The 24,513-nt window shown below is 63.9% G+C and carries 23 protein-coding genes; 14 read left to right on the top strand and 9 right to left on the bottom strand.

Annotated elements, in window-relative coordinates:
• Positions 1-138: 138 nt before the first annotated feature.
• Positions 139-453 carry a hypothetical protein gene (locus tag FHS02_RS23890; RefSeq protein WP_137316916.1) on the top strand — a complete coding sequence of 105 codons (315 nt, stop codon included), beginning with the start codon at positions 139-141 and terminating at the stop codon, positions 451-453.
• Positions 454-506: 53 nt separating this feature from the next.
• Positions 507-1,220: a YjjG family noncanonical pyrimidine nucleotidase gene (locus tag FHS02_RS23885; RefSeq protein WP_137316917.1), complete on the top strand. Its 714-nt coding sequence runs from the start codon at positions 507-509 to the stop codon at positions 1,218-1,220.
• Between the two features lie 30 nt (positions 1,221-1,250).
• On the opposite strand, the gene FHS02_RS23880 is transcribed toward FHS02_RS23885, so the two are convergent.
• From FHS02_RS23880 to FHS02_RS23870, 3 genes are all read right to left on the bottom strand, one after another.
• On the bottom strand, positions 1,251-2,345 hold the full coding sequence (locus FHS02_RS23880) for an HAF repeat-containing protein (protein ID WP_175424940.1): 1,095 nt from the start codon (positions 2,343-2,345) through the stop codon (positions 1,251-1,253).
• A 61-nt stretch (positions 2,346-2,406) separates the two neighbouring features.
• Positions 2,407-3,369, bottom strand: a complete 963-nt coding sequence (locus tag FHS02_RS23875) for an SMP-30/gluconolactonase/LRE family protein (protein WP_137316919.1) — start codon at positions 3,367-3,369, stop codon at positions 2,407-2,409.
• A gap of 100 nt (positions 3,370-3,469) precedes the next feature.
• A complete protein-coding gene (locus FHS02_RS23870; RefSeq protein ID WP_137316920.1) occupies positions 3,470-3,808 on the bottom strand; it encodes a zinc ribbon domain-containing protein YjdM in 339 nt (112 codons plus the stop codon).
• 97 nt (positions 3,809-3,905) lie between these two features.
• Between FHS02_RS23870 and FHS02_RS23865 the strand changes: the two genes are divergently transcribed.
• Positions 3,906-4,574 (top strand): GNAT family N-acetyltransferase, encoded by a 669-nt coding sequence (locus FHS02_RS23865; RefSeq protein WP_175424941.1) that lies wholly within the window; start codon positions 3,906-3,908, stop codon positions 4,572-4,574.
• A 13-nt stretch (positions 4,575-4,587) separates the two neighbouring features.
• On the opposite strand, the gene FHS02_RS23860 is transcribed toward FHS02_RS23865, so the two are convergent.
• Complete coding sequence (locus tag FHS02_RS23860) at positions 4,588-5,253, bottom strand: GIN domain-containing protein (protein WP_137316922.1); 666 nt, start codon at positions 5,251-5,253, stop codon at positions 4,588-4,590.
• Between the two features lie 242 nt (positions 5,254-5,495).
• Here FHS02_RS23860 and FHS02_RS23855 point away from each other — a divergent pair, with 242 nt between their 5' ends.
• The 3 genes from FHS02_RS23855 to FHS02_RS23845 all read left to right on the top strand — a co-directional run bounded on the left by FHS02_RS23855 (position 5,496) and on the right by FHS02_RS23845 (position 7,905).
• The gene (locus FHS02_RS23855) at positions 5,496-6,863 is read left to right on the top strand and encodes a S41 family peptidase (protein WP_175424942.1); all 1,368 of its coding nucleotides are present in this window, start codon (positions 5,496-5,498) and stop codon (positions 6,861-6,863) included.
• 239 nt (positions 6,864-7,102) lie between these two features.
• Positions 7,103-7,312, top strand: a complete 210-nt coding sequence (locus FHS02_RS23850; RefSeq protein WP_137316924.1) for a hypothetical protein — start codon at positions 7,103-7,105, stop codon at positions 7,310-7,312.
• A gap of 98 nt (positions 7,313-7,410) precedes the next feature.
• A complete protein-coding gene (locus FHS02_RS23845; protein WP_137316925.1) occupies positions 7,411-7,905 on the top strand; it encodes a hypothetical protein in 495 nt (164 codons plus the stop codon).
• A gap of 45 nt (positions 7,906-7,950) precedes the next feature.
• On the opposite strand, the gene ppc is transcribed toward FHS02_RS23845, so the two are convergent.
• A complete protein-coding gene (gene ppc / locus FHS02_RS23840) occupies positions 7,951-10,788 on the bottom strand; it encodes a phosphoenolpyruvate carboxylase (RefSeq protein ID WP_175424943.1) in 2,838 nt (945 codons plus the stop codon).
• A 350-nt stretch (positions 10,789-11,138) separates the two neighbouring features.
• On the opposite strand from ppc, the gene hemC reads away from it, so the two are divergent.
• The 8 genes from hemC to FHS02_RS23800 all read left to right on the top strand — a co-directional run bounded on the left by hemC (position 11,139) and on the right by FHS02_RS23800 (position 20,440).
• Positions 11,139-12,077 (top strand): hydroxymethylbilane synthase, encoded by a 939-nt coding sequence (hemC, locus tag FHS02_RS23835; RefSeq protein ID WP_137317772.1) that lies wholly within the window; start codon positions 11,139-11,141, stop codon positions 12,075-12,077.
• 3 nt (positions 12,078-12,080) lie between these two features.
• The gene (locus tag FHS02_RS23830; protein ID WP_137316927.1) at positions 12,081-12,863 is read left to right on the top strand and encodes a uroporphyrinogen-III synthase; all 783 of its coding nucleotides are present in this window, start codon (positions 12,081-12,083) and stop codon (positions 12,861-12,863) included.
• Complete coding sequence (locus FHS02_RS23825) at positions 12,860-14,014, top strand: uroporphyrinogen-III C-methyltransferase (RefSeq protein ID WP_137316928.1); 1,155 nt, start codon at positions 12,860-12,862, stop codon at positions 14,012-14,014. Before FHS02_RS23830 ends, FHS02_RS23825 begins: the two co-directional genes overlap by 4 nt.
• A 1-nt stretch (position 14,015) precedes the next feature.
• Positions 14,016-15,212, top strand: coding sequence for a heme biosynthesis protein HemY (locus tag FHS02_RS23820; RefSeq protein ID WP_137316929.1), 1,197 nt, complete (start codon positions 14,016-14,018; stop codon positions 15,210-15,212).
• 159 nt (positions 15,213-15,371) lie between these two features.
• Entirely contained in the window at positions 15,372-15,911 is a 540-nt protein-coding gene (gene ppa, locus FHS02_RS23815; protein WP_137316930.1) for an inorganic diphosphatase, read from the top strand.
• Positions 15,912-16,144: 233 nt separating this feature from the next.
• Complete coding sequence (locus tag FHS02_RS23810) at positions 16,145-18,223, top strand: DUF3500 domain-containing protein (protein WP_137316931.1); 2,079 nt, start codon at positions 16,145-16,147, stop codon at positions 18,221-18,223.
• A gap of 5 nt (positions 18,224-18,228) precedes the next feature.
• On the top strand, positions 18,229-19,347 hold the full coding sequence (locus FHS02_RS23805; protein ID WP_137316932.1) for a HupE/UreJ family protein: 1,119 nt from the start codon (positions 18,229-18,231) through the stop codon (positions 19,345-19,347).
• Between the two features lie 268 nt (positions 19,348-19,615).
• Complete coding sequence (locus tag FHS02_RS23800) at positions 19,616-20,440, top strand: hypothetical protein (protein WP_137316933.1); 825 nt, start codon at positions 19,616-19,618, stop codon at positions 20,438-20,440.
• A 122-nt stretch (positions 20,441-20,562) separates the two neighbouring features.
• Here FHS02_RS23800 and FHS02_RS23795 read toward each other — a convergent pair whose 3' ends face one another.
• From FHS02_RS23795 to FHS02_RS23780, 4 genes are all read right to left on the bottom strand, one after another.
• Positions 20,563-20,946, bottom strand: a complete 384-nt coding sequence (locus tag FHS02_RS23795; protein WP_137316934.1) for a M949_RS01915 family surface polysaccharide biosynthesis protein — start codon at positions 20,944-20,946, stop codon at positions 20,563-20,565.
• A gap of 213 nt (positions 20,947-21,159) precedes the next feature.
• The gene (locus FHS02_RS23790) at positions 21,160-21,636 is read right to left on the bottom strand and encodes a hypothetical protein (protein ID WP_137316935.1); all 477 of its coding nucleotides are present in this window, start codon (positions 21,634-21,636) and stop codon (positions 21,160-21,162) included.
• Between the two features lie 702 nt (positions 21,637-22,338).
• Entirely contained in the window at positions 22,339-23,592 is a 1,254-nt protein-coding gene (locus tag FHS02_RS23785) for a glycoside hydrolase family 19 protein (RefSeq protein WP_137316936.1), read from the bottom strand.
• Positions 23,592-24,431 (bottom strand): DUF2345 domain-containing protein, encoded by an 840-nt coding sequence (locus FHS02_RS23780; protein ID WP_137316937.1) that lies wholly within the window; start codon positions 24,429-24,431, stop codon positions 23,592-23,594. Before FHS02_RS23780 ends, FHS02_RS23785 begins: the two co-directional genes overlap by 1 nt.
• Positions 24,432-24,513: the final 82 nt, after the last annotated feature.

Raw genomic sequence — 24,513 nt, 5'->3', positions numbered from 1 at the left:
TTGGGCAGCATCGTGTCGTGATGCTGTCGCTGGTTCCGATCTCCCGTCTCGCCTACCCGCGGTCCTGCCGGTTGGCTTACCTGCCGCCTGGCCGCATGAGGGCTTTTAACATGCTGGCAAACTGACTGGAGAATCCCCATGAATGACATGGATATGTGCGACACCGAGCTTGTCGTCACCGTACTGCAGGCATTGCAGGATGAAATGACCGCCGACCTGGCGGACCTGGAACACCGTATCGGCGCCGTGCCGGAGGTCATCAGCATCGACCCGGCGCACACCGGCGGCAAACTCGAGGAATTGCGCTCCGCGCGCACGGCCCTGCACAGCGGCCTGGCCAGCATTCGCGAAGTGCTGGGCTGGATCGAATGGATCACTGAAAACGATCCGGAAGGCGAAACGTCGGTCGCGGCGCAGCCATTGCCGACGGCGCTGGGATTTCCGATCCACTGAAGCGATCGCCGAGCCGTGCTAGGATGCAATATTCCAAAGCGAACTCAAGAACCATGAAACACCGGCTGTTCCTGTTCGACCTCGACGATACGCTGCTCGACTTCAAGGCATCCGAACATCTCTCGTTCGCGCGCACGCTCGGCGCGCTCGGCTTCACCGGCCCGCTCGACGGGCTGTTCGCGCACTATCAGGTCATCAACACGGCGCTGTGGCGCCGTTTCGAGGCCGGCACCGTCGCCAAGGAATTCCTCAAGGTGGACCGCTTCCGCCAGACCTTCGCGGCCAATGGCCTCGATCTCGACCCGGAGAAGGCCAGCCGGCTGTTCGTGGAATCGCTGTCCGATACCGTGGTGCTGATCGACGGCGCGACGGCCCTGTGCGAAGGGCTGGCCGACGTGGGCGAAGTGGGCATCGTCACCAACGGCGCCGAACAGATCCAGCAGTTGCGCATCGCCAGTTCCGGGCTCGGCAAGCACATATCGTTCGTCTGCACCTCCGAAGCCTGCGGCTTCGCCAAGCCGGACGTGCGCTTCTTCGAGCATGCCGGCAAGCTGGCGCGGGCCTTTGCGCGCCACGAGGCGATCATCGTCGGCGACCGGCTCGACGCCGACATCCTGGGCGCCAACCGCTACGGCATCGACAGCTGCTGGTTCAATCCCGACCGGGCGGCCAACGACTCCCAGGCCGTGCCGACCTTCGAGGTGGCATCGCTGCACGACATCGTTCCCTCGCTGCTGGCCGACGCCGGCACGCGCCGGCTGGCGTAGCCGGTCCGCCGACGCACAGCGCAACCGAGGTCAGTACACCGACGGCTTGCCCAGCACGCCATGCCGCCAGTGCACGTAGCCCTTCTGCAGGCACCAGCCCACCATCAGCACCAGCAACGCCAGCAGCAGGTAGTCCGACGATTTCGTCTTGTACGACAGGTCGACGATCGACGGCACCGAGAGCGCCTGGTAGCGGTGGCCCGTGTAATGGGCGCCGACCACCTTGCCGTCGTCGGTGATCTTGCCAGTCTCGTACAGGGCGTTTCGGTTCTGATGGATGCGCATCCGGCCGTCCTTGTAGACGAAGGTCAGCGGCGCATTGTCGCGGTAGCGGATCGTGCCGACCACGTCGCCGGCCGCATTGATGCCGGTGGCATAGCTCTGGCCCTGCTTGATCATCGCACCGAGATCGACCATCTTCTTGCCATCGTGCAGGAAGGCGTGCCACCTGCGGTCGGCCGTCTCCGCGGCGCCGACGATCACGCCGCTGTCGTTGATCGCCGTGGCCACGCTGAGCCTGCCGCCCAGCGTGCCGAGGTCGCGCATGCCGCCGGCGGGCGTCCACGCGAAAGCGTGGCGGTAGCCGTTTTCCAGTTGTGCCGCGCCCACCACCGTGCCGCCGTTGTTCATGGCTGTCGCGTAACTGGTGCGGCCGCCGAACGTGCCGAGGTCCGTCATCTTCGCGCCGTCGTGCACGAAGGCGTGGAAGTTGCCGTCCTCGATGTCGGCATAGCCGGCAATGTGCCCGGCCTGGTTGATGGCGATGCCCAGGCTGCTGCGGCCGCCCAGCGTGCCCAGGTCCCGCATGCCGGCATCGCGGTTCCACCGGAATGCGCGCCAGCGGTTGCTGCCGTCCAGCGCGCCGCCGGTCACCGTGCCGGCGGCATTGATGGCGGTGGAGTAGCTGTCGGTGCCGCCCAGCGTGCCCAGGTCGGTGGCCTGGCCGCGGTGGTAGAGCACCGCGCGGCGCTGGCCATCCTCGTTGCGGATTTCGCCGGCTACCAGGCCGGCGGGATTGATGTCGGCGGCCAGGCTGTGTTCGAAGCGGCTTTCGCCGAAGCCCGGCTGGGCCATGGCGGCGCCGGACAGCGACAGTGCCGCGAGCAGGATCATGGTGGTGCGCATGCAGATCTCCTCCGTGTTGGATTCACTACATACTTCTACCCGCCGCGGGCGCGGCGGACCTTCAGTAAGGCTGGCCCGTAACGTCGAGCGCGATGCGCCACAGTGCGCGGTCGCCCGTGATGAAGAGGGTACGGCCATCGGCACCGCCGAAGGCCGCGTTGGTGACGTTGGCATCGACGCGGATCGTCGCCAGTTCCTTGCCCTGCGCCGAGAACACGCGCACGCGGCGCGCGCCGTGCTCGGTCACGTACAGGTTGCCGTGGCAGTCCAGCGTCATGCCGTCGCCGCCGTCGATGCCCTGGATGAACGTGCGGCCGGCGCCGGGAACGCCGTTCGCGACCGGATAGGCCTTCACCTCGCCGTCGCCGGCGTTCACGTACAGCAGGTCGCCGGCCCGCGACAGCGCGATGCCGTTCGGGTTGCGCCGCGTGCCGTCCACCAGCGTGACCTTGCCGTCGATGCCGACGCGGTAGATGCCCGTCACGGGCTGGCCGCCGGGCGCCGCCGCTTTCTGGTAATCGGGATCGGTGAAGTACAGCGTGCCGTCGGCGGCGATGGCGATGTCGTTCGGCGAGTTGAACACGTTGCCTTCGTAACGTTCGGCGATGGCGCTGCGCGCCTTGTCCGGCATCGCGTAGCGCGACAGCGCCTTGTACTTGTGCGTGGCGGCGACCAGGTTGCCCTGCGCATCGACCGCAAGGCCATTGCTGCCGCTATCATCGAGGAAGGTACTGACGGTGCCGTCGGCGGCCAGCTTGCGGATGCGCGAAGGGAAGCCGCCGGTGTGGCCGAAATCCGAGAAGTACAGCGCATCGCCGATCCACACGGGGCCTTCGTACAGCTGGGGGCCGGTGCGCGTCGGCGCCGCGGCCGCGACCCGCTGCGCGGCCAGTTCTCCGGAAGGCGCCTTGCCGCAGGCGGCGGCCAGGGCCGGGCCGGCAGGCAGGCCGGCCAGCGCGGCGGCCAGCGCGGAAAAACGGAGGAGGGAGCGGAAGAAGGAGCAGGATCGTGCCGTGAATGCCATACATTGCCTCGAGTGGGAAACCTCGGCGATTGTAGGCAGGTATTATTCTTGTTGCAATCGATTTCGCGCGGACGCCAGGCGCCCGCAGGCGCCTGCGCGCTCAGACCTTGCGCACGAATTCTGATTTCAGGCTCATCGCGCCGAAGCCGTCGATCTTGCAGTCGATGTCGTGATCGCTGTCGACGAGGCGGATGTTCTTCACCTTCGTGCCCTGCTTGATCACGCCGCCCGATCCCTTCGGCTTCAGGTCCTTGATAACGGTGACGGTGTCGCCATCCTGCAGTACGTTGCCGGCCGCGTCGCGGTACACGCGCACGGTGTCGGCGGGCGCATCGGCCGCGGCCGACCATTCATGCGCGCACTCGGGGCAGACGAGGTTGGCGCCGTCCTGGTAGGTGAATTCGGAACCGCATTGCGGGCAGGGAGGCAGGGCGCTCATCGTGGATTCTTCGCGAAAAAGCGGGCAGTATACTCCGTCGAAAATGGCGGGCATGAACGGTGGGCGACAAACGGTGGACGACAAAAGGAGGACGACGATGGAAAGGCTGGCCAATCCGGTCTGGGCGGCACTGACGAGCGGCCAGCGCCACCTGGCGCGGGAACTTGGCGCCATGCTGCATTACGAGCCCGACGTGGCGCCGTTCTGCGCGGTGCCGGAGGACGGCATGTTCGTGCCGGAGCACGATCTCGCGCGGCTGGGTGGCGACGTGTACTTCGTCGGCGCGATTCCGGCGGTGCCGGAGGGATGGCAGCTGAATGAACTGGGCGGCGTGCTGCAGATGGTCTACCGCGGTGGTCCGGTGGCGCCGCCGCCGGGCGAGGGCATCGCCGAACTCGATGCACTCGATCCGGCCATGCAGGCGCTGACAGCGATCGCGTTTCCCGGCTACTTCCGTGCCCGCACCGGCACGATGGGCCGCTACCTCGGCATCCACGACGCCGGCCGGCTGATCGCGCTGTGCGGCGAGCGGATGGATTTCGGCACGCTGCGCGAAGTGAGCGCCGTCTGCACGCACCCCGGGTACACGGGGCGCGGCCATGCCAGGCTGCTGGTGCAGCACATCATGCATGGCATGCAGCGGCAGGGCGTGACGCCGATGCTGCACGTGGGAGCGCGCAACGGGCGTGCCATCGCCCTGTATGAAGCGCTGGGCTTCGAGCGCAACGGCGTGCTGCGCCACGCCAGGCTGGCCGCCAGGCCGTGAGTGGCCGTGCCGGTCAGTCGCCGGCCGAGACGCTGCCGATGCCGGACACCGACTTGTTCAGCGACTTCGGCTGGCCGAAGTAGGTCAGGCTGCCCATGCCGCGCACCACCGCGTTCAGCGTCTGGCTGGCGTGCACCTTCACATCGCCGATGCCTTCGAAGTTCACGTCCGCGCGCTCGGCCTTCAGGTGCTGGGTGGTCACTTCGCCGACGCCGCGCGCCTTCAGCCGCAGCCACTTCGCGCTGCCCTTCGCTTCGAGCCGGCCGGCGCCCTCGAACTGCAGGTCGAGCCGCTCTTCCTTCACGTTGTCGATGTCGACCTGCCCGGCACCTTCGACGACGCATTTCACCAGCGACGGCACGGTGATCACGATCTTGTCGCCGTTCTTGAGCGAGGCATTGCCCTTTTCCGCGTAGTCGATCCTCAGTTCGTCGGACTTCACGCTGGTCAGCACCTTGCCGATGAATTCGGGCCGGCCGATCACTTTCACGGACTGCGCCTGGCCGGCACGCACTTCGATGTTGATCGGGCCGTGGATGGCGATGGCGCGGAAGGCGCCCAGCTGGCGGGCATCCTCGGCGCCATGGGCCGAAGCGGCGAACAGGGCGGAGCAGAGCAGGGAACGGAAAAACGTGCGGGACAGGACGGAAGACCGGGCAGGGGACAAGGCAAAGCGCATGGCAGGAACCTTTTGTTGTGTTGTATGGTGATGCGATTCTAGGGCCACGGCCGGCCAGATCGGCACCGATTGCGACGAAACGTCGTTTTTTGGTGCCAAATTGCAAGGATTGCGACTGAACGACGCCGCGCCGCCGGCAGCTTCGGCTACACGGGGCAAGCGGCCTTTACGTGAAATTACCTGTCTTGACGGCACTTGGCACCTGCCCGCCGCAGAATCGGGGCTCCATGAAGGAGCAAACGATGAAGCGATGGATGTTGAGTGCAGCGATCGGCTATTGCGCGGCAACCCTGCCGTGCCATGCGGCCGAGCCGGTGCAGATACCGAAAGAAGAGTTCGAGCAGATGCTCGACAGTTACCAGCTCGTGCTGCGGGACTACGTCGAGCCGGCCGACCGGAAAAAACTGTTCACGGAAGCGATCCGCGGCATGATGTCCGCGCTGGACCCGCATTCGCGCTACCTGGACAAGGCCGACCTGGAAGACCTCGAACGCATCCATTCAGGCCAGTATGTGGGCATCGGGATCGGCGTTGAGATGATCAACGGGCAGGTCCTGATCCGCGACGTCGCCGAAAACAGCCCGGCGGACAAGCAGGGCGTCAGGGCCGGCGATTCGATCGTCGCGATCGACGGCGCACCGCTGTTCGGCCTGCGCGACAGCCAGGTCGCCAGCCGCGTGCACGGGGAACCGGGAACGAAGGTGGAGCTGACCCTGGCGCGGCGCGGCAACACGCCGCTGCGCACGCTCAGCGTCGAACGCGCCACCCTGCAGGAACACACCGTCACGGTGCAGCACCTGGACGGCGATATCGCCCGCATCCGCATCGCCGAATTCGGCGGCAATACCGCGGCCGAACTGATCGCCGCATTGCGCCAGCTGGACGGGCCGCGCCCCGTGAAAGGCATCGTGCTGGACCTGCGCAACAACCCGGGCGGCCTGCTGCCGGCAGCGGTCGCCGTGGCCGGCGCCTTCCTGCCGCAGGGCGCCATGGTCTTCTCGTCGACCGGCCGGATCCCGGAAAGCAACAGCAAGATCACCGTGTCGCCCAGGTTCTATGGCAAGCCGGGGAGCGCGGATGCCTGCGAGCAGCTGCCGGCATTCGCCCAGGACGTCCCGCTGGCCGTACTCGTCAACGGCGCCTCGGCATCGGCGGCGGAACTGGTGGCCGGCGCCATCCAGGATCACGGCCGCGGCAAGCTCTTTGGCACGCGCACCTATGGCAAGGGCTCGATCCAGACGGTGTTCCCGCTGACCGACGAATCCGCCATCAAGCTGACCATCGCCCGCTACTACACGCCCAACGGCCGCGAGGTGCAGGCGCAAGGCATCGTCCCCGATGTGGCGATCGCGCCGGCGGTTGCCAGGGGCGACGACGCCCTGCTGTTCCGCGAAGCCGACATGGCCAATCACTTGCCTGCCAGTTCGGCGGTACCGGAAACCGAGGCTTCCCAGCGCCCGGTCGCCGAGGACAGCAAGACCTTCGGCTCGGCCGGCGACCGCGCGCTGCAGGCCGCCATCGTGCAGCTGCATCCGGCGCTGCCGTCCGGCCAGGCGCTGGGATCGGTCTGGCGCGGCATCTCGGCGATGTTGCGGCTGCCCGGCAGCTGATCGGTCGGTCGCGCCAGCCGACGACGCGGCGCTGGTGGCAGGGCGCCCATCCGCCTGCGTCGATCCCCCGCAAGCGGGATGGGTTTTACCGGCGCGAAAGCGGTAAGCTGGCTCACATCGCCGGGAAGCCGTCCGGTGACGAATGGACGAGGCTCCTGCCACTGATGTGAAACGCGTTGCCGCAGCAATGCCGCATGCAGGGATCCTCCTTTGCAGTCAACCTTGAACCTGGAGCGCGCATGACTACCCCACGAAAGCCATCGAATGACGCCGACAAGCGCGTCGTTGCCGAGACGAACAAAGACGACGCGCAATCGCGCGGCCTGGACGAAGCCCTGGACGAGTCCTTCCCGGCCAGCGATCCGGTGGCGGTGAGCATCACCACCGTCGTTCCACCGAAGCGCACCGAAGGGGCCCCGGACGTGGCAGCGCCACCAGGCATTGCTTGAACGTAAGGTGGCGACAGCGCAGGCAGGGGGCCGCTACAGTTCAGCAGTGGCCTTGCCGAAGAGGCCGATCCAACCCACCTGCAAAGGAGTCATGAGAGATGAGTATTCGCAGCCTGCTTCCTTCCATCCTGATCGGCGCGGTTGCCAGCGCCAGGTCGATGACGCCCATGGCCACCATCGCGACGGCCCGCCTGGCGGGCCGCCAGACGCCGGGAAAACTGCTGTTGCTGGATCACCCGCTGTTCAAGTACGGTGCGCTGGCGATGGGGGCGGGCGAACTGGCCGGGGACAAGATGAAGTCCGCGCCCGACCGCACCGTCTTCCTCGGGCTGCTGGCGCGCGTGATGAGCGCGGGGATTGCCGGTGCGGCGCTGGCCCCACAGGGCCGCGAGAAGGATGGCGCGGTCGCCGCGATCGCCACCGCCGTACCGCTTGCCTACCTGACGCTGTATGCGCGCAAGCAGGCGATGGCGCGCATCGGCCAGACCCGCAGCGGCCTGATCGAAGACGCGCTGGTTGCCGCCGCGGGGACCGCGATCGTGGCACTGGCATCGACGGCGAACAACGATACGCCATATAACGACACGCCATAAAAAAAAGCGGACCCGCAGGTCCGCTTCATCGGGCAACGTCCACACTCAGCCCGTATTGCGCAGCCCCGCGGCCACGCCGTTGATCGACAGGTGGATGCCCCGGTGCACGCGGGGATCGGCCTTGTCCGCCAGCGCGCGGCGCCGCTTGATCAGCTCCACCTGCAGGTGGTTCAGCGGGTCGAGGTAGGGGAAGCGGTTCTGGATCGAGCGCGCCAGCAGCGGGTTGCCGGCCAGGCGTTCGGTCACGCCGGTCACGGTATCGAGCACCTCCAGCGTCTGGCGGTATTCATCGCCGATGCGCTTGAAGATGCGCTCGCGCAGTTCCTTGTCCGGCACCAGTTCGGCGTAGCGCGACGCGATCGCCAGGTCGGTCTTGGCGAACACCATGTCCATGTTCGACAGCAGGGTGGCGAAGAACGGCCAGTGCGCGGCCATGTCGCGCAGCTGCCCGATGCGCTCGTCGCGGTCGCCGTCGGCGATCCAGCCGGCCACGGCGCTGCCGAAACCGTACCAGCCCGGCAGCAGCAGCCGGCACTGGCCCCACGAAAAGCCCCACGGAATCGCGCGCAGGTCTTCGATGCGCTTGGTCGACTTGCGCGAGGCGGGGCGCGAACCGATGTTCAGCTCCGCGATCTCGGCGATCGGCGTGGCGGCAAAGAAGTAGTCGGTGAAGCCCGGCGTTTCGTACACGAGGTTCCGATATGCCTTGTATGCGCGGTCCGACAGTTCCGTCATCACCGTCTCGAAGCCGGCCAGCTGCTCGCTGTGCTCCGGGTGCGCGGCCGGCATCAGGCTGGCCTCCAGCGTGGCCGCCACCAGGCGCTCCAGGTTGCGGCGGCCGATCTCCGCGTTCGAGAATTTCGATGCGATGATCTCGCCCTGTTCGGTCAGGCGGATCTGGCCGTTGACGGTGCCTTTCGGCTGCGCCAGGATCGCTTCGTAGCTTGGTCCGCCGCCACGGCCGACGGTGCCGCCGCGGCCATGGAACAGGCGCAGCTTCACGCCGGCCTTGCCGAACACTTCGATCAGCGCGATCTCGGCCTTGTACAGTTCCCAGTTCGACGTGAGGAAACCGCCGTCCTTGTTCGAGTCCGAGTAACCCAGCATCACTTCCTGGATCTGGCCCCGTTTCGCGATCAGGTCCTTCACGACCGGCAGCGCCATCACCGCTTCCATGATGCCGGCGGCGCGCTGCAGGTCGGGAATCGTCTCGAACAGCGGAATCACCATCAGGTCCGCCGTCGTGTCGCCCGCGGCGTTGGTGCGCAGCAGCCCCGTTTCCTGCTGCAGCACCAGCACTTCCAGCAGGTCGGACACGGTTTCCGTGTGCGAGATGATGTAGTTGCTGATGGCCCGCTCGCCGTAGCGTCGGCGGATCTCGCACGCGGCGCGGAAGATCGACAGCTCCGTCTGCGTTTCCTCCGAGTAGTCGAGGTACGGCGAGTACAGCAGCCGCGGCTGCGCCAGCTCTTCCAGCAGCAGTTCCACCTTGGCGTCCTCGTCGAGCTCCGCGTAGTTCGGCAGCGCGCCGGCGCGGGCGAACAGTTCGGTGAGCACGCGCTCGTGCACGTCCGAGCTCTGGCGCATGTCCAGCGACGCCAGGTGGAAGCCGAAGATGTCGGCCGCCCGTTTCAGCGTCGTCAGGCGCGGGCGCGCCAGCATGCCGCCGTGGTTCGCTTCCAGCGAATCGATCAGCACCTGCAGGTCGGCCGAAAAGGCGGCGGCATCGGGGTAGGGCTCGGCATGGCCCACTTCCTTGCGCAGGATGTTGGTCGCGCCCAGCTTGCGGGCGGTGCCGGCCAGGCGGGCGTAGATGCCGATCAGGGCGCGGCGGTAAGGCTCGTCCGCGCGGTGGTCGGACTGGTCGGGCGACGCGTCGGCCAGCGCCTGCAGCGCGGGGCTGCACGGTACCATCAGCGTGGAGATCGACAGGTCGGCGCCCAGCGCGTGCGCCTCGTCGAGGTAAAAATCGAGGATCGTCGTGGCCTGGCGGGCCAGCGCATGCTGCATCGTGTCGGCATTCACGTTCGGGTTGCCGTCGCGGTCGCCGCCGATCCAGCTGCCCATCTGGAGATAGGGCGCTTCGATGCGGGGCACCTCGGCTGGCGCATCCGCGGTGCCGTACTGCTCGGCGATATCAGCTTCGATGTCGTCGTACAGGCCCGGCACTTCGGTCAGGAACGTGATGCGGTAGTACGACAGCGCGTTCTCGATCTCGTCCGCCACCGTCAGTTTCGTGTAGCGCAGCATGCGGGTCTGCCACAGGGTGGCGATGCGCACGCGCAGCATGTGCAGGTTGGCTGCGCGTTCGCGCGGCGTCAGCGGCAGGTCGCGTTCGGCCAGCAGGCGCGCGATGTCGTGCTCGGCATCGAGGATCGACTTGCGCTGCACCTCGGTCGGGTGCGCGGTCAGTACCGGTGCGATCAGCGCTTCCTCGAAGAACTCCTGCACGGTGGCCTGGTCGACGCCCGCTTCCTTCAGCTTGGCCAGCGCATACCGTGTGCTGCCGCGCCGCGGCTGCGAGTGCGCCAGCAAGTGGGCGCGGCGGCGGCGGATGTGGTGCTGGTCTTCGGCGATGTTGGCCAGGTGCGAGAAGTAGGAGAAGGCGCGCACCACCGAGATGGTCTGCTCCTTCGTCAGGATCTTCAGCATGCCGTCCAGCTCTTTCGCGGCCCCGGCATCCGCCTCCCGCCGGAACCGCACGGCGGTCTGGCGGATGGTTTCCACCACGGCGAAGACTTCCTCGCCTTCCTGTTCGCGCAGCACGTCGCCGAGCAGGCGGCCGAGCAGGCGGATGTCCTCTTTCAGCGGCGCGTCCTTGTCGGCGGCGCCCGGTTCGTTGTTTGACTCTTCTGCTTGTTTCACACTTGCTTGATTAACCATGGAATGATCGCTACGAAGTGGCAAAGTTGAGGTTCGGTGCATTGGGCTGGTGGCCACGGCTGCAAGGAAAAGCGCGTGCTAGAATTTGTGGTCCATTTTATGGCCCATTTTTGTGGTCCATCCGCACGCACAGGTAACTGATGCACGCCTGTCAGCGCGGGCAGCAGCGAAAATACAGTGAAAAGTACAGGAAAGAAGCAGCCTTGAATACCTCTGAAACAGTCCAGACTGAAGTGAATGCGAACGCCGATATCAGTGCTGCCGGCGCCAATACTGATGCCAACACAGGCCCCAATACCGGTGCCAATATCGATACCAATATCGATGCCAATACAAGCGTTCCATCCAGGCTGGTGATCGCGTCGCGCGAAAGCCGGCTCGCCATGTGGCAGGCCGAGCATGTGCGGGCGCGCTTGTCTTTATTATATCCGCAGTGTTCCGTTGAAATCCTCGGCATGACCACGCGCGGCGACCAGATCCTGGACCGTACGCTGTCGAAGGTGGGCGGCAAGGGCCTGTTCGTCAAGGAGCTCGAAGTGGCCATGGCCGAGGGCCGCGCCGACCTCGCCGTGCATTCGCTGAAGGACGTGCCGATGGAGCTGCCGGAAGGCTTTGCGCTGGGGGCCGTGCTCGAGCGCGAAGACCCGCGCGACGCGTTCGTCTCGAACGATTACGCGTCGCTCGACGAGCTGCCGGCCGGTGCCGTCGTCGGCACCAGCAGCCTGCGCCGCCAGGCGCTGATCGCCGCGCGCCATCCGCACCTCGTCATCAAGCCGTTGCGCGGCAACCTCGATACCCGCCTGGGCAAGCTGGACCGCGGCGACTACGCGGCCATCATCCTGGCTGCCGCCGGCCTGAAGCGCCTGGGCATGCCGCAGCGCATCCGCGCCGTGCTGGAGCCGGAGCACAGCCTGCCGGCCGCGGGGCAGGGCGCGATGGCCATCGAGGTTGCCGCCCGCACCGACGGCGTCGACCTTGTGGCGCTGCTGGCGCCGCTGAACCACGTGCCGACCGCGCAGGCCGTCACTGCCGAGCGCCGCGTGTCGAAGGTGTTCGGCGGCAGCTGCCAGGTGCCGCTGGCGGCGCATGCCACGATCGTCGGCAGCCAGATGTACCTGCGCGCGATGGTCGCCACGCCGGATGGCAAGCGCGTCGCCAGTGCCGAGGTGCATGGCCCGGCCACCGATGCGGCCCAGCTGGGCGACCAGGTCGCGGAAAAACTGCGCGAACAGGACGCCGTGGCGATCCTTGCCTCCTGCCTCGCCGAGGCGGACGGCAGCGGCGCCTGACGGATGCCGGGCGCCGTCGTCATCACCCGTCCGCTCGCGCAGGCCCTGCCGCTGGCCGAGCGCGTGACTGCGCTCGGGCGGCGTGCCGAAGTACTGCCGCTGCTCGACATTTCGCCGCTGCCCGACACGGGGCCGCTGCGCGCCGTGCTGGGTCGGCTGCACGAATTCGCGCTGGTGGCGTTCGTGTCGCCGAACGCGATCGACGCGGCGTTCGCCCATATCACTGAATGGCCGGCCGGCGTCACGCTGGCCGTGGTGGGCGAGGGCAGCCGCGCCGCGCTGGCGGCCCATGGCATCAACGCAGGCAATGCCGATATCGTCAGCCCGCTCGACCCGGTCCACAGCGATTCCGAACACCTGCTGCAGGCGCTCGATCTCGCTGCCCTGAACGGCAAACAGGTGCTGATCGTACGCGGCGAGGCGGGCCGCGAACTGATGGGCGACGGCTTCCGCGCCGCCGGTGCCCACGTGACGGCGGTCGCAGCCTACCGCCGCAGCGTGCCGGCACTGACGCCCGGGTTCGAGGCACGCCTGCGGGACCTGCTGGCCGCGCCGAACGACTGGATCGTCACCAGCTCGGAAGCCCTGCGGGGCCTGTTCGTATTGCTCGAAGAAATGGGCTGTTCGGCCGGCGGCGAAGACGTTGTGGCAAAGATGCAACAGCAGCATCTCATTGTCCCGCATGCCCGGATTGCCGAAACGGCCCGCCAGCTCGGCCTCTTCAGAATGACGCTCACAGGATCCGGCGACGATCGCCTGCTCGCCGCGTTACAATCACGGCCATGAACGATTTGCCTACCTTACCCGACTCCGCCGCACCGCAAGGCGGGGCCGCTCCACAAGCTGGCTCCCCGGCCGGCGCGGCCGTTCCAACGGCACCCGCCAGCCCGCCGCCCGCCGCTCCGGCCACCGGCCTGTCGAACCGCAACCTGACCATTGCCGTCGCCCTGCTGGCGCTGCTGCTGGCCGCGCAGGCGGTCAACACGCACACGCAAATGCGCAAGGTGCGGTCCGAAATGGCGCTGCGGCTGCAGAAGGGCGATGCGCTGAACGCGGAATCGAACCAGCTGGTGAAGACGGTGCAGGAAGCCACGCGCGACCTGCAGGTGAAGGTAGGCGTGCTGGAAAACCGCCAGCAGGAAGCGCAGGCCCAGCAACTGGCGCTCGAACAGCTGTACAACGACATGTCGCGCAACCGCGACGATTGGGCACTGGCCGAGATCGAGCAGGTGCTGTCGACGGCAAGCCAGCAGCTGCAACTGGCCGGCAACGTGCCGGGCGCGCTGATCGCGCTGCAGAACGCCGACCGCAGCCTGTCCCGTTCGGATACGCCGCAGTTCATCACGATCCGCCGCGCCATCGCGCGCGATACCGAAAAACTGAAGGCCCTGCCGAGCGTGGATTCGGTCGGCCTGGCCGTGCGGCTCGACAATGTGATCGCGCAGATCGATTCGCTGCCGATGCTGGCCGATGCCACCACGACGACGGCTTACCAGGGCAGGTCCGGCAAGGCCAGCAAGGCGCCGCAGATGGAGCCGGTGGTGCCGCAGGATACCTGGGTCACGCGCCTGCAGGAGGCCTGGAACGGCTGGAGCAGCGAGATGTGGACCGACGTGCGCCAGCTGGTCCGCGTGCGCACGGTGGAGCATCCTGAATCGATGATGCTCGCGCCCGAGCATGCGTACTTCCTGCGCGAGAACCTGAAGCTGCGCCTGCTGAATGCGCGCATGGCGCTGTTGTCGCGCAACGAGGCCGCTTTCCGCACCGACCTGCTGGCGGCGCAGGAAACGCTGGCCCGCCACTTCGACACCAGGGCGCGCCAGACGCAAACCGTGCAGACGCTGCTGCGCCAGGTGCAGGGCAGTAACCTGTCGATCGAGATGCCTACGCTTTCGGACAGCCTGAACGCCGTGCGCAACTACAAGGCGAAGCCCTGACATGCGCGTATTCCTCTGGTTACTTGCATTGATGGCGGCCGCCATCGGCGTCGCCGTGACGGCCCGCTACAACCCGGGCAACGTGGTGCTGTTCTATCCGCCGTACCGGATGGACCTGTCGCTGAACTTCTTCGTGGTGCTGCAGGTACTGCTGTTCGTGCTGCTGTATGCGGTGGTGCGCGCGGTGCGCGCCACGGCGAAGATGCCGGCGCGGGTGGCCGAATACCGCCAGCGCAAGCGTGAACGCGACGGCAACAAGGGACTGCGCGATGCGCTGAAGGCATTGTTCGAAGGCCGTTTCGGCCATGCCGAGAAGGCAGCGCTGCGTGCCGCCGAGCTGCCGGAAAACGCCGGCGTGGCCGCGCTGATCGGCGCCCGCGCCGCGCACCGGATGCGCCAGAATGCCCGCCGCGACCAGTGGCTGGCGCGCGTCGCCGACGATCCCGCGATGAAGACGGCGCGCCTGATGACGATGACCGAACTGCTGGTCGACGATCACCAGCCGGAAGCGGCCCTGGCCGCCGTGCGCGAGCTGAACGCCAGCGGTACGCGCCACATCCACGCGCTGCAATGGTCGCTGAAGGCCGAGCAGCAGGCCAAGAACTGGCCGGAAGTGCTGCGCCTGGTGCGTTCGCTGGACAAGCACCGCGCGCTGCACCCGGCGCTGTCGGCGCGCCTGCGCGAGCTGGCCTACCAGGACCTGCTGTCGGACAAGGCGCACGATGCCGAGTCGATCATGCGCGTCTGGTCCACGATCCCGACGGTGGACCGCGTCAAGCCGTTCGTGGCATGCCGCGCCTCCAGCGCGCTGAACGCCCGCGGCCTGCACGACGAAGCCCGGCAAGTGGCCGAGGAAGCGCTGAAGGCGAACTGGGACGAGCGCGTGGTGCGCGCCTACCGCGACGCCGCCGCCCCGGCCGGCTCGGCCGCGCTGCTGGCCCAGATCGAGCATTGCGAAGCGTGGCTGCTGGAACGCCCGACCGATGCCGAACTGGCGCTCACGCTGGGCTCGCTGTGCCTGAAGCAGAAACTGTGGGGCAAGGCCCAGCGCTACCTGGAACAGGCGCTGTCCGACGCCACCGACCCCGCCATGGTGCGCGAAGCCCACCTGAAGCTCGCCCAGCTGCACGAAGCCCTGCAGCAGCCCGAAGAAGCCGCCAGCCACTACCGGCAGTGCGCGCTGGCCACCATCCTGTAAAACAAACAAATAGGGACGGACCCTGTTTTAGAGGAAATTTCTCTAAAAACAGGGTCCGTCCCTATTTTCAGGTGTGGTTTTGCTGCGCCGCACCAGCTTGCATTTGGCTATAATTGCGCGGTTTAGCCAATTGACAAAGCTGTATTAACGAGGAAAAACATGAGCCTGAATAAAGTTTCCGCCGGCCGCGACGTGCCGAACGATTTCAACGTGATCATCGAAATCCCGATGAACGCCGATCCGATCAAGTACGAAGTGGACAAGGAATCGGGCGCGATCTTCGTCGACCGCTTCATGGGCACCGCGATGCACTACCCGTGCAACTACGGCTACGTGCCGAACACGCTGTCCGCCGACGGCGACCCGGTCGACGTGCTGGTGATCACGCCATTTCCGCTGATCCCGGGCGTGGTGGTGCGCTGCCGCGCCATCGGCGTGCTGAAGATGACGGACGAAGCCGGCCAGGATGCCAAGGTGCTGGCCGTGCCGGTCGACAAGGTGCTGCCGATCTACAAGCACTGGCAAAAGCCGGAAGACCTGCAGGACCTGCGCCTGCAGCAGATCCAGCACTTCTTCGAACACTACAAGGACCTGGAGCCGGGCAAGTGGGTCAAGGTCGAAGGCTGGGCCGGTCCGGAAGAAGCCAAGCAGGAAATCCTGTCGGGCGTGGCCGCCTACAAGGACGGCGAATCGAAGTAATCGATTCAAGCACGGCCAATGGAAGGCAGCTTCGGCTGCCTTTTTCGTTGGCTGCCGTGGGCCTGGTGTCTGACATTATTTTTCGCAGAAAAATAGTGTCAGACACCGGTTTCCCGGTTACCGCAACATCTGTAAAGCCTGGTAAAACCCGGCAAAACTCCCGCAATACCGATCCCGCCAGCGACCGCCTTCGCTACAGTGCCGCGTACCTGAACAACCACGGAGCACGCGCCATGAACTTTTCCACCCGGGCGGCCGCCATCGCCGCGTCGCTGACGCTGTTATTGTCCGGCTGCGGCAGCAGTTCGGACACTGCCACCGGCCCCGCCATCGTCACCCAGCCCATGTCGGCCACGATCGTCACGGGCTCGAACAGCGTGCTGTCCGTCGTTGCCAGCGGCAGCGGCCTGGCATACCAGTGGTACCAGGACGGCGCGCCGATCGCCAAGGCCACGTCGGCCATCTACACCGCCACTACCGCCGGCACGTACTACGTGGTGGTGACGGCGGACGACGGCTCGGTCACGAGCGCCAACGCCGTGGTCACGCAGACGAGCGCCCCGGTCATCACCGCGCAGCCTGCGTCCGCCACGATCCTGACAGGCACCAGCCAGGTGCTGACGGTGACGGCAGAGGGCAGTGACCTGACGTACCAGTGGAACCGGGACGGCGTCGCCATCGACGGCGCCACGGGGCCCAGCTACGCCGCTTCCACGGCCGGCAGCTACATGGTCCAGGTCATCAACGCGGCCGGCTCGGCGCAGAGCACCGCGGCGGTGATTGCCGTATCGCCGTCCGTGACGGCGCCCGAGATCACCATCCAGCCGCAGGCCCGCACCGTCAACGCTGGCACCGGCGTCACGTTCGAGGTCGCGGTCAATGGCGTCAGCGTCGCCTACCAGTGGTACCGCAACGACGTAGCGATTGCCGGCGCCACCGGCCGCACGTACCGGATCGCCACCGCCAGTGCCAGCAGCGCCGGCACCTACAAGGTCGTCGTCACGAACACCGCGGGCAGCGCCACCAGTGCCGCCGTGGCGCTGGCGGTCAACGTCGCCAGTGCTGGCGCCAGCACGGCAGGCGTCGTCGACACGGCCAATGCGTTCCTGGCCACGCTGTCGGCGGAGCAGAGAACGGTTGCCACCGACGCCACGTCGTCGACCACTGTGCTGTTCGACTACACGCTGGCCAATGCCAGCCAGTGGACCAACCTGCCGGGCAACCGCCACGGCCTGCGCCTGAACGCCACCACGCTGACCGCGGAACAGCTGGCGGCGGCCAATGCGGTGATCGCGAAAGCGCTGGGCGCCACCGGCATCGCGCTGCTGAACGAGCTGCGCGCGGCCGACCAGGTGCTGGCCACTGCGCAGGCGACCGGCGGCGGTACCGGCATGCCGGGCGGAGGGACGATGCCTACCGACGGCACGGGCACTCCACCCACCGGAACGTTCCCAGCCGGCGGCACGGGCACTCCGCCTACGGGCACATTCCCTACCGACGGAACGGGCACCGCGCCAACCGGCACCGGCGGCGGCATGGCCGCGCTGGGCTACGGCAGCGACCTGTACTCGATCGCATTCGTCGGCACGCCGTCGGCCACGTCGCCATGGATACTGCAGGTGATCGGCCACCACCTGGCCTACAACATCACGTACAACGCCAGCAAGGTCAGCGCCACGCCAACGTTCATCGGCGTCGAACCTCCCGACTGGTCGGTGGCGGCCGACGGCACCGTCACGGTCACGAACGACGCCTCCACGAAAGGCGCGGCGCACGCACCGATGGAAAATCAGCGCGCCGCGATGTACAACCTGGCCGAATCGATCTACGCGGATAGCACCACCAATGCCGCGGCGAAGCTGGCCGGCACGTTCACCGACGTGCTGATGGGCGCTTCCGGCAACACCGACGGCAACTACAAGTCGCTGGTGTATCCGACCGGCGGCCGCGGCCTGCAATACTCGGCGATGAACACCACGCAGAAGGCCTATCTGCGCGCAGCGATCGAGGCCTGGGCCGGCACGCAGTCTGCGGACGTGGCAGCTGCCCTGCTGGGCGAATACCTGTCCGACGATGCGCTGGCCAATACGTATGTCGGCTATGGCGTCGGCCAGAACGGCACCAAGGCCGACTTCAGTGCCTACCCCAACGCCAAATCGTCGCCGCTCGACGCGCAGCGCTCGTACATCCGCATCGACGGGCCGCGCGTGTGGATCGAGTTCATCGTGCAGCAGGGCATCGTGTACGGCGCCAACGTGCATTACCACACGATCTGGCGCGACAAGACGGCCGACTACGGCGGCAGCTTCTGATCGCCATGCTGTCGCGGGTGCTGCAACTGGCCGCCATTCTGTGCCTCGCCCTGGCGATGGCCGCGGCACGGGGCCATCCGTCGCCGCAATCGGCGGTGCTCCTGGAAGGCCGGGCCGACAGCGTGCGCGCGGAAGTCACGTTGCCGCTCGACGAGCTGGCGCTGGCATTCGGACGGCCCCTCGTCGAGGTGCCGTCAAACCGCGTGCTGCTCGCCGATGCGGAACTGGCTGCTTACCTGGCCGCGCACATCCGCCCGGTGGCGCCCGACGGCCGGGCCTGGACCGTCAAGGTGGGCAAGGTGCGCTGGTTGCTGCACCAGCGCCCGGCCGACGTGGTGGCCTTCGTCACGCTCAGGCCGCCGGCCGGCGCACCGCTGGACCGCTTCACGCTGAACTTCGATGCGATCGCCCATCACGTGCAAAGCCATATCGCGGTGGTCACGCTGCGCACGGGCGAGGATTCGATGCCGCGCATCGCCGGCACGCTGCGCTTCGGCCAGCGCAGCGTGACGGTGCAGGGCGCCGACCCGCGCTGGTGGGCGGGCAGCCTCGACCTGTTCCGCCTCGGCATGGCGCACATTGCCGAAGGAGCCGACCACCTGCTGTTCCTGCTGACATTGCTGCTGCCCGCCGCGCTGCTGGTGAAGAACGGGCGCTGGCACGGCTACGGCGGCCCGCGCCACCTGGCCGCCAGCCTGCTGAAGGTGGTGACGGCATTTACCGTCGGCCATTCGCTCACGCTGCTGCTGGGCGCCACGGGCACTGTGCGCGTGCCTGAGCAGCCGGTGGAAGTAGCCATCGCCGCATCGATCCTCGTCTCCGCCGCGCATGCGTGGCGGCCCATCTTCCGGGGCCGCGAAGCGTGGATCGCCGCTGGCTTCGGGCTGGTGCACGGGCTCGCGTTCGGCGCGTCGCTGCGCGAGTTGGAGCTCTCCGGCCTGCGGCTCGCTGCCGGCGTGCTGGCGTTCAACCTCGGTATCGAGGCGGTGCAGGTGGCGATCGTTGCGGTAGCCGCGCCACTGCTGCTGCTGCTGGCCCGCTCGCGCTTCAGCGTGTACGGCAGGCGTATCGCGGCGCTGGCGGCGGGGGCCATGGCGGTGATGTGGATTGCGCTGCGAGTGTGAGGGATGCTGTGGGTGGAACGTCGGCTGTCTGCGCAATCCCGGTTGATCGAGGACGCCTGGCCATTCTCCAGGTGTTCTTCTCGACCATCGCTTGCGTGCCTGGGTATCTGATACAGGCCTGATGGTGAGCGTGTCGGAGGCAAGTCGATCTGATGCGAACATTGCTTGCTCGCAAGGTTCTCCGGCCTGATCGTGAAAAACTCATCCAGCCGGCACGGCCGCGTTCACCAAATGGTGGGACGCGTGATATCTCGTCACGGAGCCACGTATGAACCGAACCTTTCGCATGCTCGCAGGTCTGCTCGCGGCCTGCGCCATCCCGACAGCAAACGCGGCGCTCAGTAACGTTACCAACCTCGTTACAGTCACGAAGTCGCCACTAGCCTACAATCGCGCTGCAAAAACTTTTGACGCTCTGATTTCCGTTCGTAATACTGGACGCGAAACACTGCTTTCACCGATCTATCTTATGGTTACCGGGCTGCCGGAAACGGCCTCCGTCAACAGCGCAGCGGATTTTTCGCCAGATGGAAAGCCAATGGTATTACTTCCGGTTGGCAAATCCGGCCTGATGCCGGGCGCAGCAGTCACGAACGTCGCTATCCGCTTTCATAACCCGGCACGGGACAAGTTCGATCCTGTATTGCGAGTGCTTTCATACACTGGTGCGAAACTTCCGCCCGACCCGGGACAGGCTGGAAAGGCCACGCTCGCCGGAGTTGATTACAATCGAAACTGGGTACGGGACGATGTGGAGGTTTACATTGCAAGGAATTTCGGGCATTCAGAAAGACTGGTGCAGGCGTTGAACGATTACGCCGTTGCTGCTCAGCGCGGAATCCTATCCACCAATTCGCAGGAATCCTTGCAAGCCGCCAACCTGCTGGGACGGGCAATCGAGTGCCTCATGCATGTGGCACCATCGGACGGCGACGCCGGAAAAAGCATTCAGTCCGCCAGCATCAATACGCCCGCGCGGTTCGCGGCGTGGCTGCGATACCAGGACCGCCTTGCCGGCAGCGTATTGGGCAGTCGGCCTGTTCGGCAATGGGCAACGAGTTGCTCATTCCAGCCCGAAATGCTACGGAACTAGGAAGTGTCTTACTCGCGCGAATCGCCGAATACGTTGCGCCATACGCCATCCATATGTTTTTTGAATGCAGCACGTTTCGGAGCAAGCAATGCCTTGTCGTGCCGATGTTCGCCACCGAACGGCTACTGGCCGGGATAGCGAACAAGGGATTCGCGCCGGATCGCCAACTTGGTAGTACCGTCACGCAGGATGACCTTGACTGTATATGGATCGACCCCGCCGCCACAAAACAATCGATAGGGCACGGTCACTTCAGCCACCCCATCCAGATTCAGGTCGGTGAAACCGACGTCGGCTGTAAAGAAATCGCCGGCCACGTCCAGTCCAGGGCAATCGCTACCGTCGCGGATTGTCCACTCCGTCTGCCATGTTCCAGAATGACGCGTGTAGTAGCGCGCCGCAAGGTCGATATTTTCGATGCGCGTGGAGTCGGCTTTGTCGGGGAGGGGGCTGCCTTGAGGCTGAGAACGAGCACGTGATCGCCATTGCGATCGTCGACGCGCCATGCGCCTGCCAATTTGCCGTCGAACCGGATAGCCTGGCCCCCCAGGTATCGTTTGTCGACGGTTGTTGCCATGCTAAGGCCAGTGGCAGCGTTGCAAGCTTGGGCACTGAAGAGCACCACGGCGCTGACCATAAGCGAAGCTGTCGGTCTCACTGTGGTCACCGCCTTATGTTTTCCATCCTGCATTCGAGAATTCTGCTCGGCGATTTAGTTATTATCGCAAGAGATTAAAATACTCATCGTTGGTTTTCTCTTGAATATACGGACTAACAATGTCGGTGTCGCCTGCAAATTTTCCAGTGCACTCCATTCTCGTAATGGTTTTTCTATCTTTTCTAACTGAGATGGAAGGGCGGCCTTTTATAGGGTCATTCATGAGGTACACATAGCCGTCATTTTCAAACCAGATGATTGTGCTTGCCGAGCTTGCGCCGGTAACATGTACGCGCTGAAAGAGATGCTTCGGTTGACTTGCATCGGCTCGATAAGAAAATGTCATTTTTCCAGCTGCGGAGAATCGATATTCGACGTAGCTATTATTAAGTGCTGAAGGCGACACGCAGACCGAGATTGTTTTTTTGTTGGCTGCGCAGGAAAACAATATTCTTTCATCCGCAGCACAGTTCGTCATCGCAGTCCCGAGGGCTTGCGCAGAAATTATTGCGACAAGAAGGCCGAAAGATGCTTTCATACGACTCGGAAGAAGAATAACTCGGTGGAGGCTAGAATTACCTGCCTCTGGTCACGACTGCTGATCGATAGCGCATTCGCGCGCGCCGAAGCCGTCGATTGCGTTATCGGTGTCGGTGGTGCGCACGCCGTGAAAACGACCGCTGCCCCATGTACTTCTAGTGTTCTGCTTAGGTCGCGTGATTTACCATAGACTTTCAAACTTAGTACTGTCGCCCGTTCCATGATCTTCTATAAAGTTTGATTCAATGTGTGTACTGCGGGTCGCTCCTCGCCAACCTCCCGCGCATTCGTGCCTAGCAATAACATCTTTGTTACGTGTTACTTCAATGCCGGGTGTTCCTCGGGCTGGCATAAAGATACTATAGGTGAATTGCCCTTTGCGAAACCAGATCGTATCTTCCGAGTTACTTGCGTATATTATCTCGGCACGATGAAACTTATTTTTCTGATTGCTTGCGTCCGCCTTGTACGATAACTCCATTTTCGAATCCGTTCCATACCTATATTCCACGTAGTCTGCCTTTCCACTTGCTGAGGCGCATATAGACACGATTTTAGAGTTGGAAAGGCTACAAGAAAATAATGGAGATTCAGAAATCTTGCAGAGCGATGCGTTTTCTGCGTGGAGATCGCCACATCCATTTAGTACGAATGCGATAATGAAGCCACTTAAAAAATTTGTTTTAGTAAAGAGCATAGTTTACTTAAATGCCGGATATGTAAGTTCGTGAAAATTTGCACGCCGTTCAGCTGCAGCGTCCATTGCTCGGCCGTTGACAATGCGTGTTATAGAATTAACGGCAGCATCGCTCGCTCCTTGATCGGCTTTGACATAAGCCGAGTGCTTTACCCAATACCAGACAGCCGATCTGATGAAATACGGAAAATCACACACTTTGTCGGGGTTCGCTAAAAAATCTACAGCACCGTCTGCCCAGTACGTAGGGTATTCTTTATTGAATGTGGAATAGTTGTCGCGCAGTGTTAGCTGGAAGATTCCACGCCCACGAAAACGCCAGCCATCGCCACTTGAGATTGGGCCGTTTCCGCCGCGACCACCATATGCCTTGTTTGCTATAACCTGTTGGTTTGCTGCTTTAATAGTTTTTTCTCTTTCGATTATTTTCTTCTTGTTCCCAATGATTTTTTCAACCTTTACGACTTCATCTAATCTGCCATCCTGACTTGCCTCGTTAGCATGCTCACCATAATAGCTGAATTTTGCAATTAAAACTGCAGGTTTGTAATTCAAATTCTCTTGCTTCGGTGATAGGCTTGCACCGGCCTCTTGCCGCACTTGAGCAAAAAAGTGCGCTCTTCGTAGTGGTGTGTCTAGTTTGTACTTTTCCAGGTTGGCATTTAGCTCTTCCGCGACATTTTCTAGATAAGCTACGTCGGCGCTCGGGAATATGGTCTTAAGTTGTGCTGCCTTGATAATATTTTCGATATTGCGATTTGTTTGATGCTCTGGCTCGCCACGCTGATTTTTTGCTTTTACAGGCTCTACCCCCTGAGGTTGTTGAGTTGAATCATTGGAATGTTTAGGTATTGGAGAAGTGGGTGGCGCTTTTCGCGGGCCGGGCTCACGCGGCAGTGATTCGGGATGCTGTTGAGTTCTCGATTCATGCTTGTAGGTTTTCATCCTTTCATAGATGAGCTGCGGTCGGTCCAAGAGTGGGGGAATCTTATCTATGAGCTTGAACGCTTTTCGCACGCGAGACCATGCATAAACCGATATGGGTTGAAGGGAGTCTGGTTTGATCTCGACTGTATTAGTTGTAACAGTAGTAGTTCCAGCTGTAACCTTGCCATCATGTTCGATTCGATACTTTATTGCATCAGCTGGTTTGAAATATCGGTTCACGAAGCAAATCATCACAGCTCCCGGAACCTTTTGATGAGATTTTCCCCGGAGTTGATCCACATATCGTAAGAAGTCCTGCCAAGTACCCATTACTCTTCATCCATATAAGCGTCATCTACCTCTTCATCATCGAGATCTACTCGATGCACGTATCGTCCCCATTCGTTTTCTCCGACTATGATTTCGATATCCTCTGCCGTATCCGTGAAAATTCGCTCAGATAAGGCATCAGCACTGACTGTGCCGCGTGCAAGGAGGCGTGCATCACTACCTTTTGTCCAAATTTCGTAGTGAGCGCCGGCAGGTTCAGGGTCATTTTCCAACATGCCTGCAATATTTATCTGCTGGCTATAACGTAACGGATTTGTCGGTAAGTTGACTCGAGCGTTTGATAGGCCATAGAAGTTCGCCGCGGCGGACGCCCCACCATCCAACACATGCTTCCCACCCTTCACCGAAAAATTCCCCGGGCAAGCAAACGTAATATCCCCGCCATCCAGCGTCACCGACGACTGCCCCGCCTGCAGCACGATCTTCTTGCTGGCCTTGATTTCGATGCAGTCGTTGACGGAAATGACCGTCACTTCCTTGTCCGCCAGGATCTCCAGCTGCCCGGTATGCGCCTGCAGCGACACCGGCCCGTTCCCGGCAAACGCCTGCACGCCACCTTCATGCGTGTACAGCCCGGTCGCTTCGGCCGATACGGAGGACACGGTGAAAGCCGCGGCCATGTGCAGATCCGACTGCGTCGTCCACTGCAGCTGCGCGCCCGTGAACAGCACCGTCGATGCGGGAGATGCCCAGTTGATGCTGGACGCTGAATCCATCACCACCAGCGGTGCGCCGAATTTTTCGACGGGCGCGGCCGGGTCCAGCGTGCGCGCACCCGCCTGCGACTTCAGCGCATCCTGGCCATTGACAGCGTACATGGACGCCCCCGATTTGCAAGCACATCAGTCGTTAAAGGCAAATAGGTAAGTCTGCAAGCGTACATTCGGACTTTGTATGGGT

Source organism: Pseudoduganella umbonata (assembly GCF_014192225.1).
Classification (GTDB): Bacteria; Pseudomonadota; Gammaproteobacteria; order Burkholderiales; family Burkholderiaceae_D; genus Rugamonas; species Rugamonas umbonata.
Note: the sequence above shows the minus strand (reverse complement) of the source record. Positions and strands in the feature narration are given on the sequence as shown.

Coding starts and splice junctions, on each gene's coding strand:
- FHS02_RS23890 (WP_137316916.1), top strand. CDS start 139: ATGAATGACATGGATATGTGCGACACCGAGCTTGTCGTCACCGTACTG.
- FHS02_RS23885 (WP_137316917.1), top strand. CDS start 507: ATGAAACACCGGCTGTTCCTGTTCGACCTCGACGATACGCTGCTCGAC.
- FHS02_RS23880 (WP_175424940.1), bottom strand. CDS start 2,345: ATGCGCACCACCATGATCCTGCTCGCGGCACTGTCGCTGTCCGGCGCC.
- FHS02_RS23875 (WP_137316919.1), bottom strand. CDS start 3,369: ATGGCATTCACGGCACGATCCTGCTCCTTCTTCCGCTCCCTCCTCCGT.
- FHS02_RS23870 (WP_137316920.1), bottom strand. CDS start 3,808: ATGAGCGCCCTGCCTCCCTGCCCGCAATGCGGTTCCGAATTCACCTAC.
- FHS02_RS23865 (WP_175424941.1), top strand. CDS start 3,906: ATGGAAAGGCTGGCCAATCCGGTCTGGGCGGCACTGACGAGCGGCCAG.
- FHS02_RS23860 (WP_137316922.1), bottom strand. CDS start 5,253: ATGCGCTTTGCCTTGTCCCCTGCCCGGTCTTCCGTCCTGTCCCGCACG.
- FHS02_RS23855 (WP_175424942.1), top strand. CDS start 5,496: ATGAAGCGATGGATGTTGAGTGCAGCGATCGGCTATTGCGCGGCAACC.
- FHS02_RS23850 (WP_137316924.1), top strand. CDS start 7,103: ATGACTACCCCACGAAAGCCATCGAATGACGCCGACAAGCGCGTCGTT.
- FHS02_RS23845 (WP_137316925.1), top strand. CDS start 7,411: ATGAGTATTCGCAGCCTGCTTCCTTCCATCCTGATCGGCGCGGTTGCC.
- ppc (WP_175424943.1), bottom strand. CDS start 10,788: ATGGTTAATCAAGCAAGTGTGAAACAAGCAGAAGAGTCAAACAACGAA.
- FHS02_RS23830 (WP_137316927.1), top strand. CDS start 12,081: ATGCCGGGCGCCGTCGTCATCACCCGTCCGCTCGCGCAGGCCCTGCCG.
- FHS02_RS23825 (WP_137316928.1), top strand. CDS start 12,860: ATGAACGATTTGCCTACCTTACCCGACTCCGCCGCACCGCAAGGCGGG.
- FHS02_RS23820 (WP_137316929.1), top strand. CDS start 14,016: ATGCGCGTATTCCTCTGGTTACTTGCATTGATGGCGGCCGCCATCGGC.
- ppa (WP_137316930.1), top strand. CDS start 15,372: ATGAGCCTGAATAAAGTTTCCGCCGGCCGCGACGTGCCGAACGATTTC.
- FHS02_RS23810 (WP_137316931.1), top strand. CDS start 16,145: ATGAACTTTTCCACCCGGGCGGCCGCCATCGCCGCGTCGCTGACGCTG.
- FHS02_RS23805 (WP_137316932.1), top strand. CDS start 18,229: ATGCTGTCGCGGGTGCTGCAACTGGCCGCCATTCTGTGCCTCGCCCTG.
- FHS02_RS23800 (WP_137316933.1), top strand. CDS start 19,616: ATGAACCGAACCTTTCGCATGCTCGCAGGTCTGCTCGCGGCCTGCGCC.
- FHS02_RS23795 (WP_137316934.1), bottom strand. CDS start 20,946: ATGGCGCGTCGACGATCGCAATGGCGATCACGTGCTCGTTCTCAGCCT.
- FHS02_RS23790 (WP_137316935.1), bottom strand. CDS start 21,636: ATGAAAGCATCTTTCGGCCTTCTTGTCGCAATAATTTCTGCGCAAGCC.
- FHS02_RS23785 (WP_137316936.1), bottom strand. CDS start 23,592: ATGGGTACTTGGCAGGACTTCTTACGATATGTGGATCAACTCCGGGGA.
- FHS02_RS23780 (WP_137316937.1), bottom strand. CDS start 24,431: ATGTACGCTGTCAATGGCCAGGATGCGCTGAAGTCGCAGGCGGGTGCG.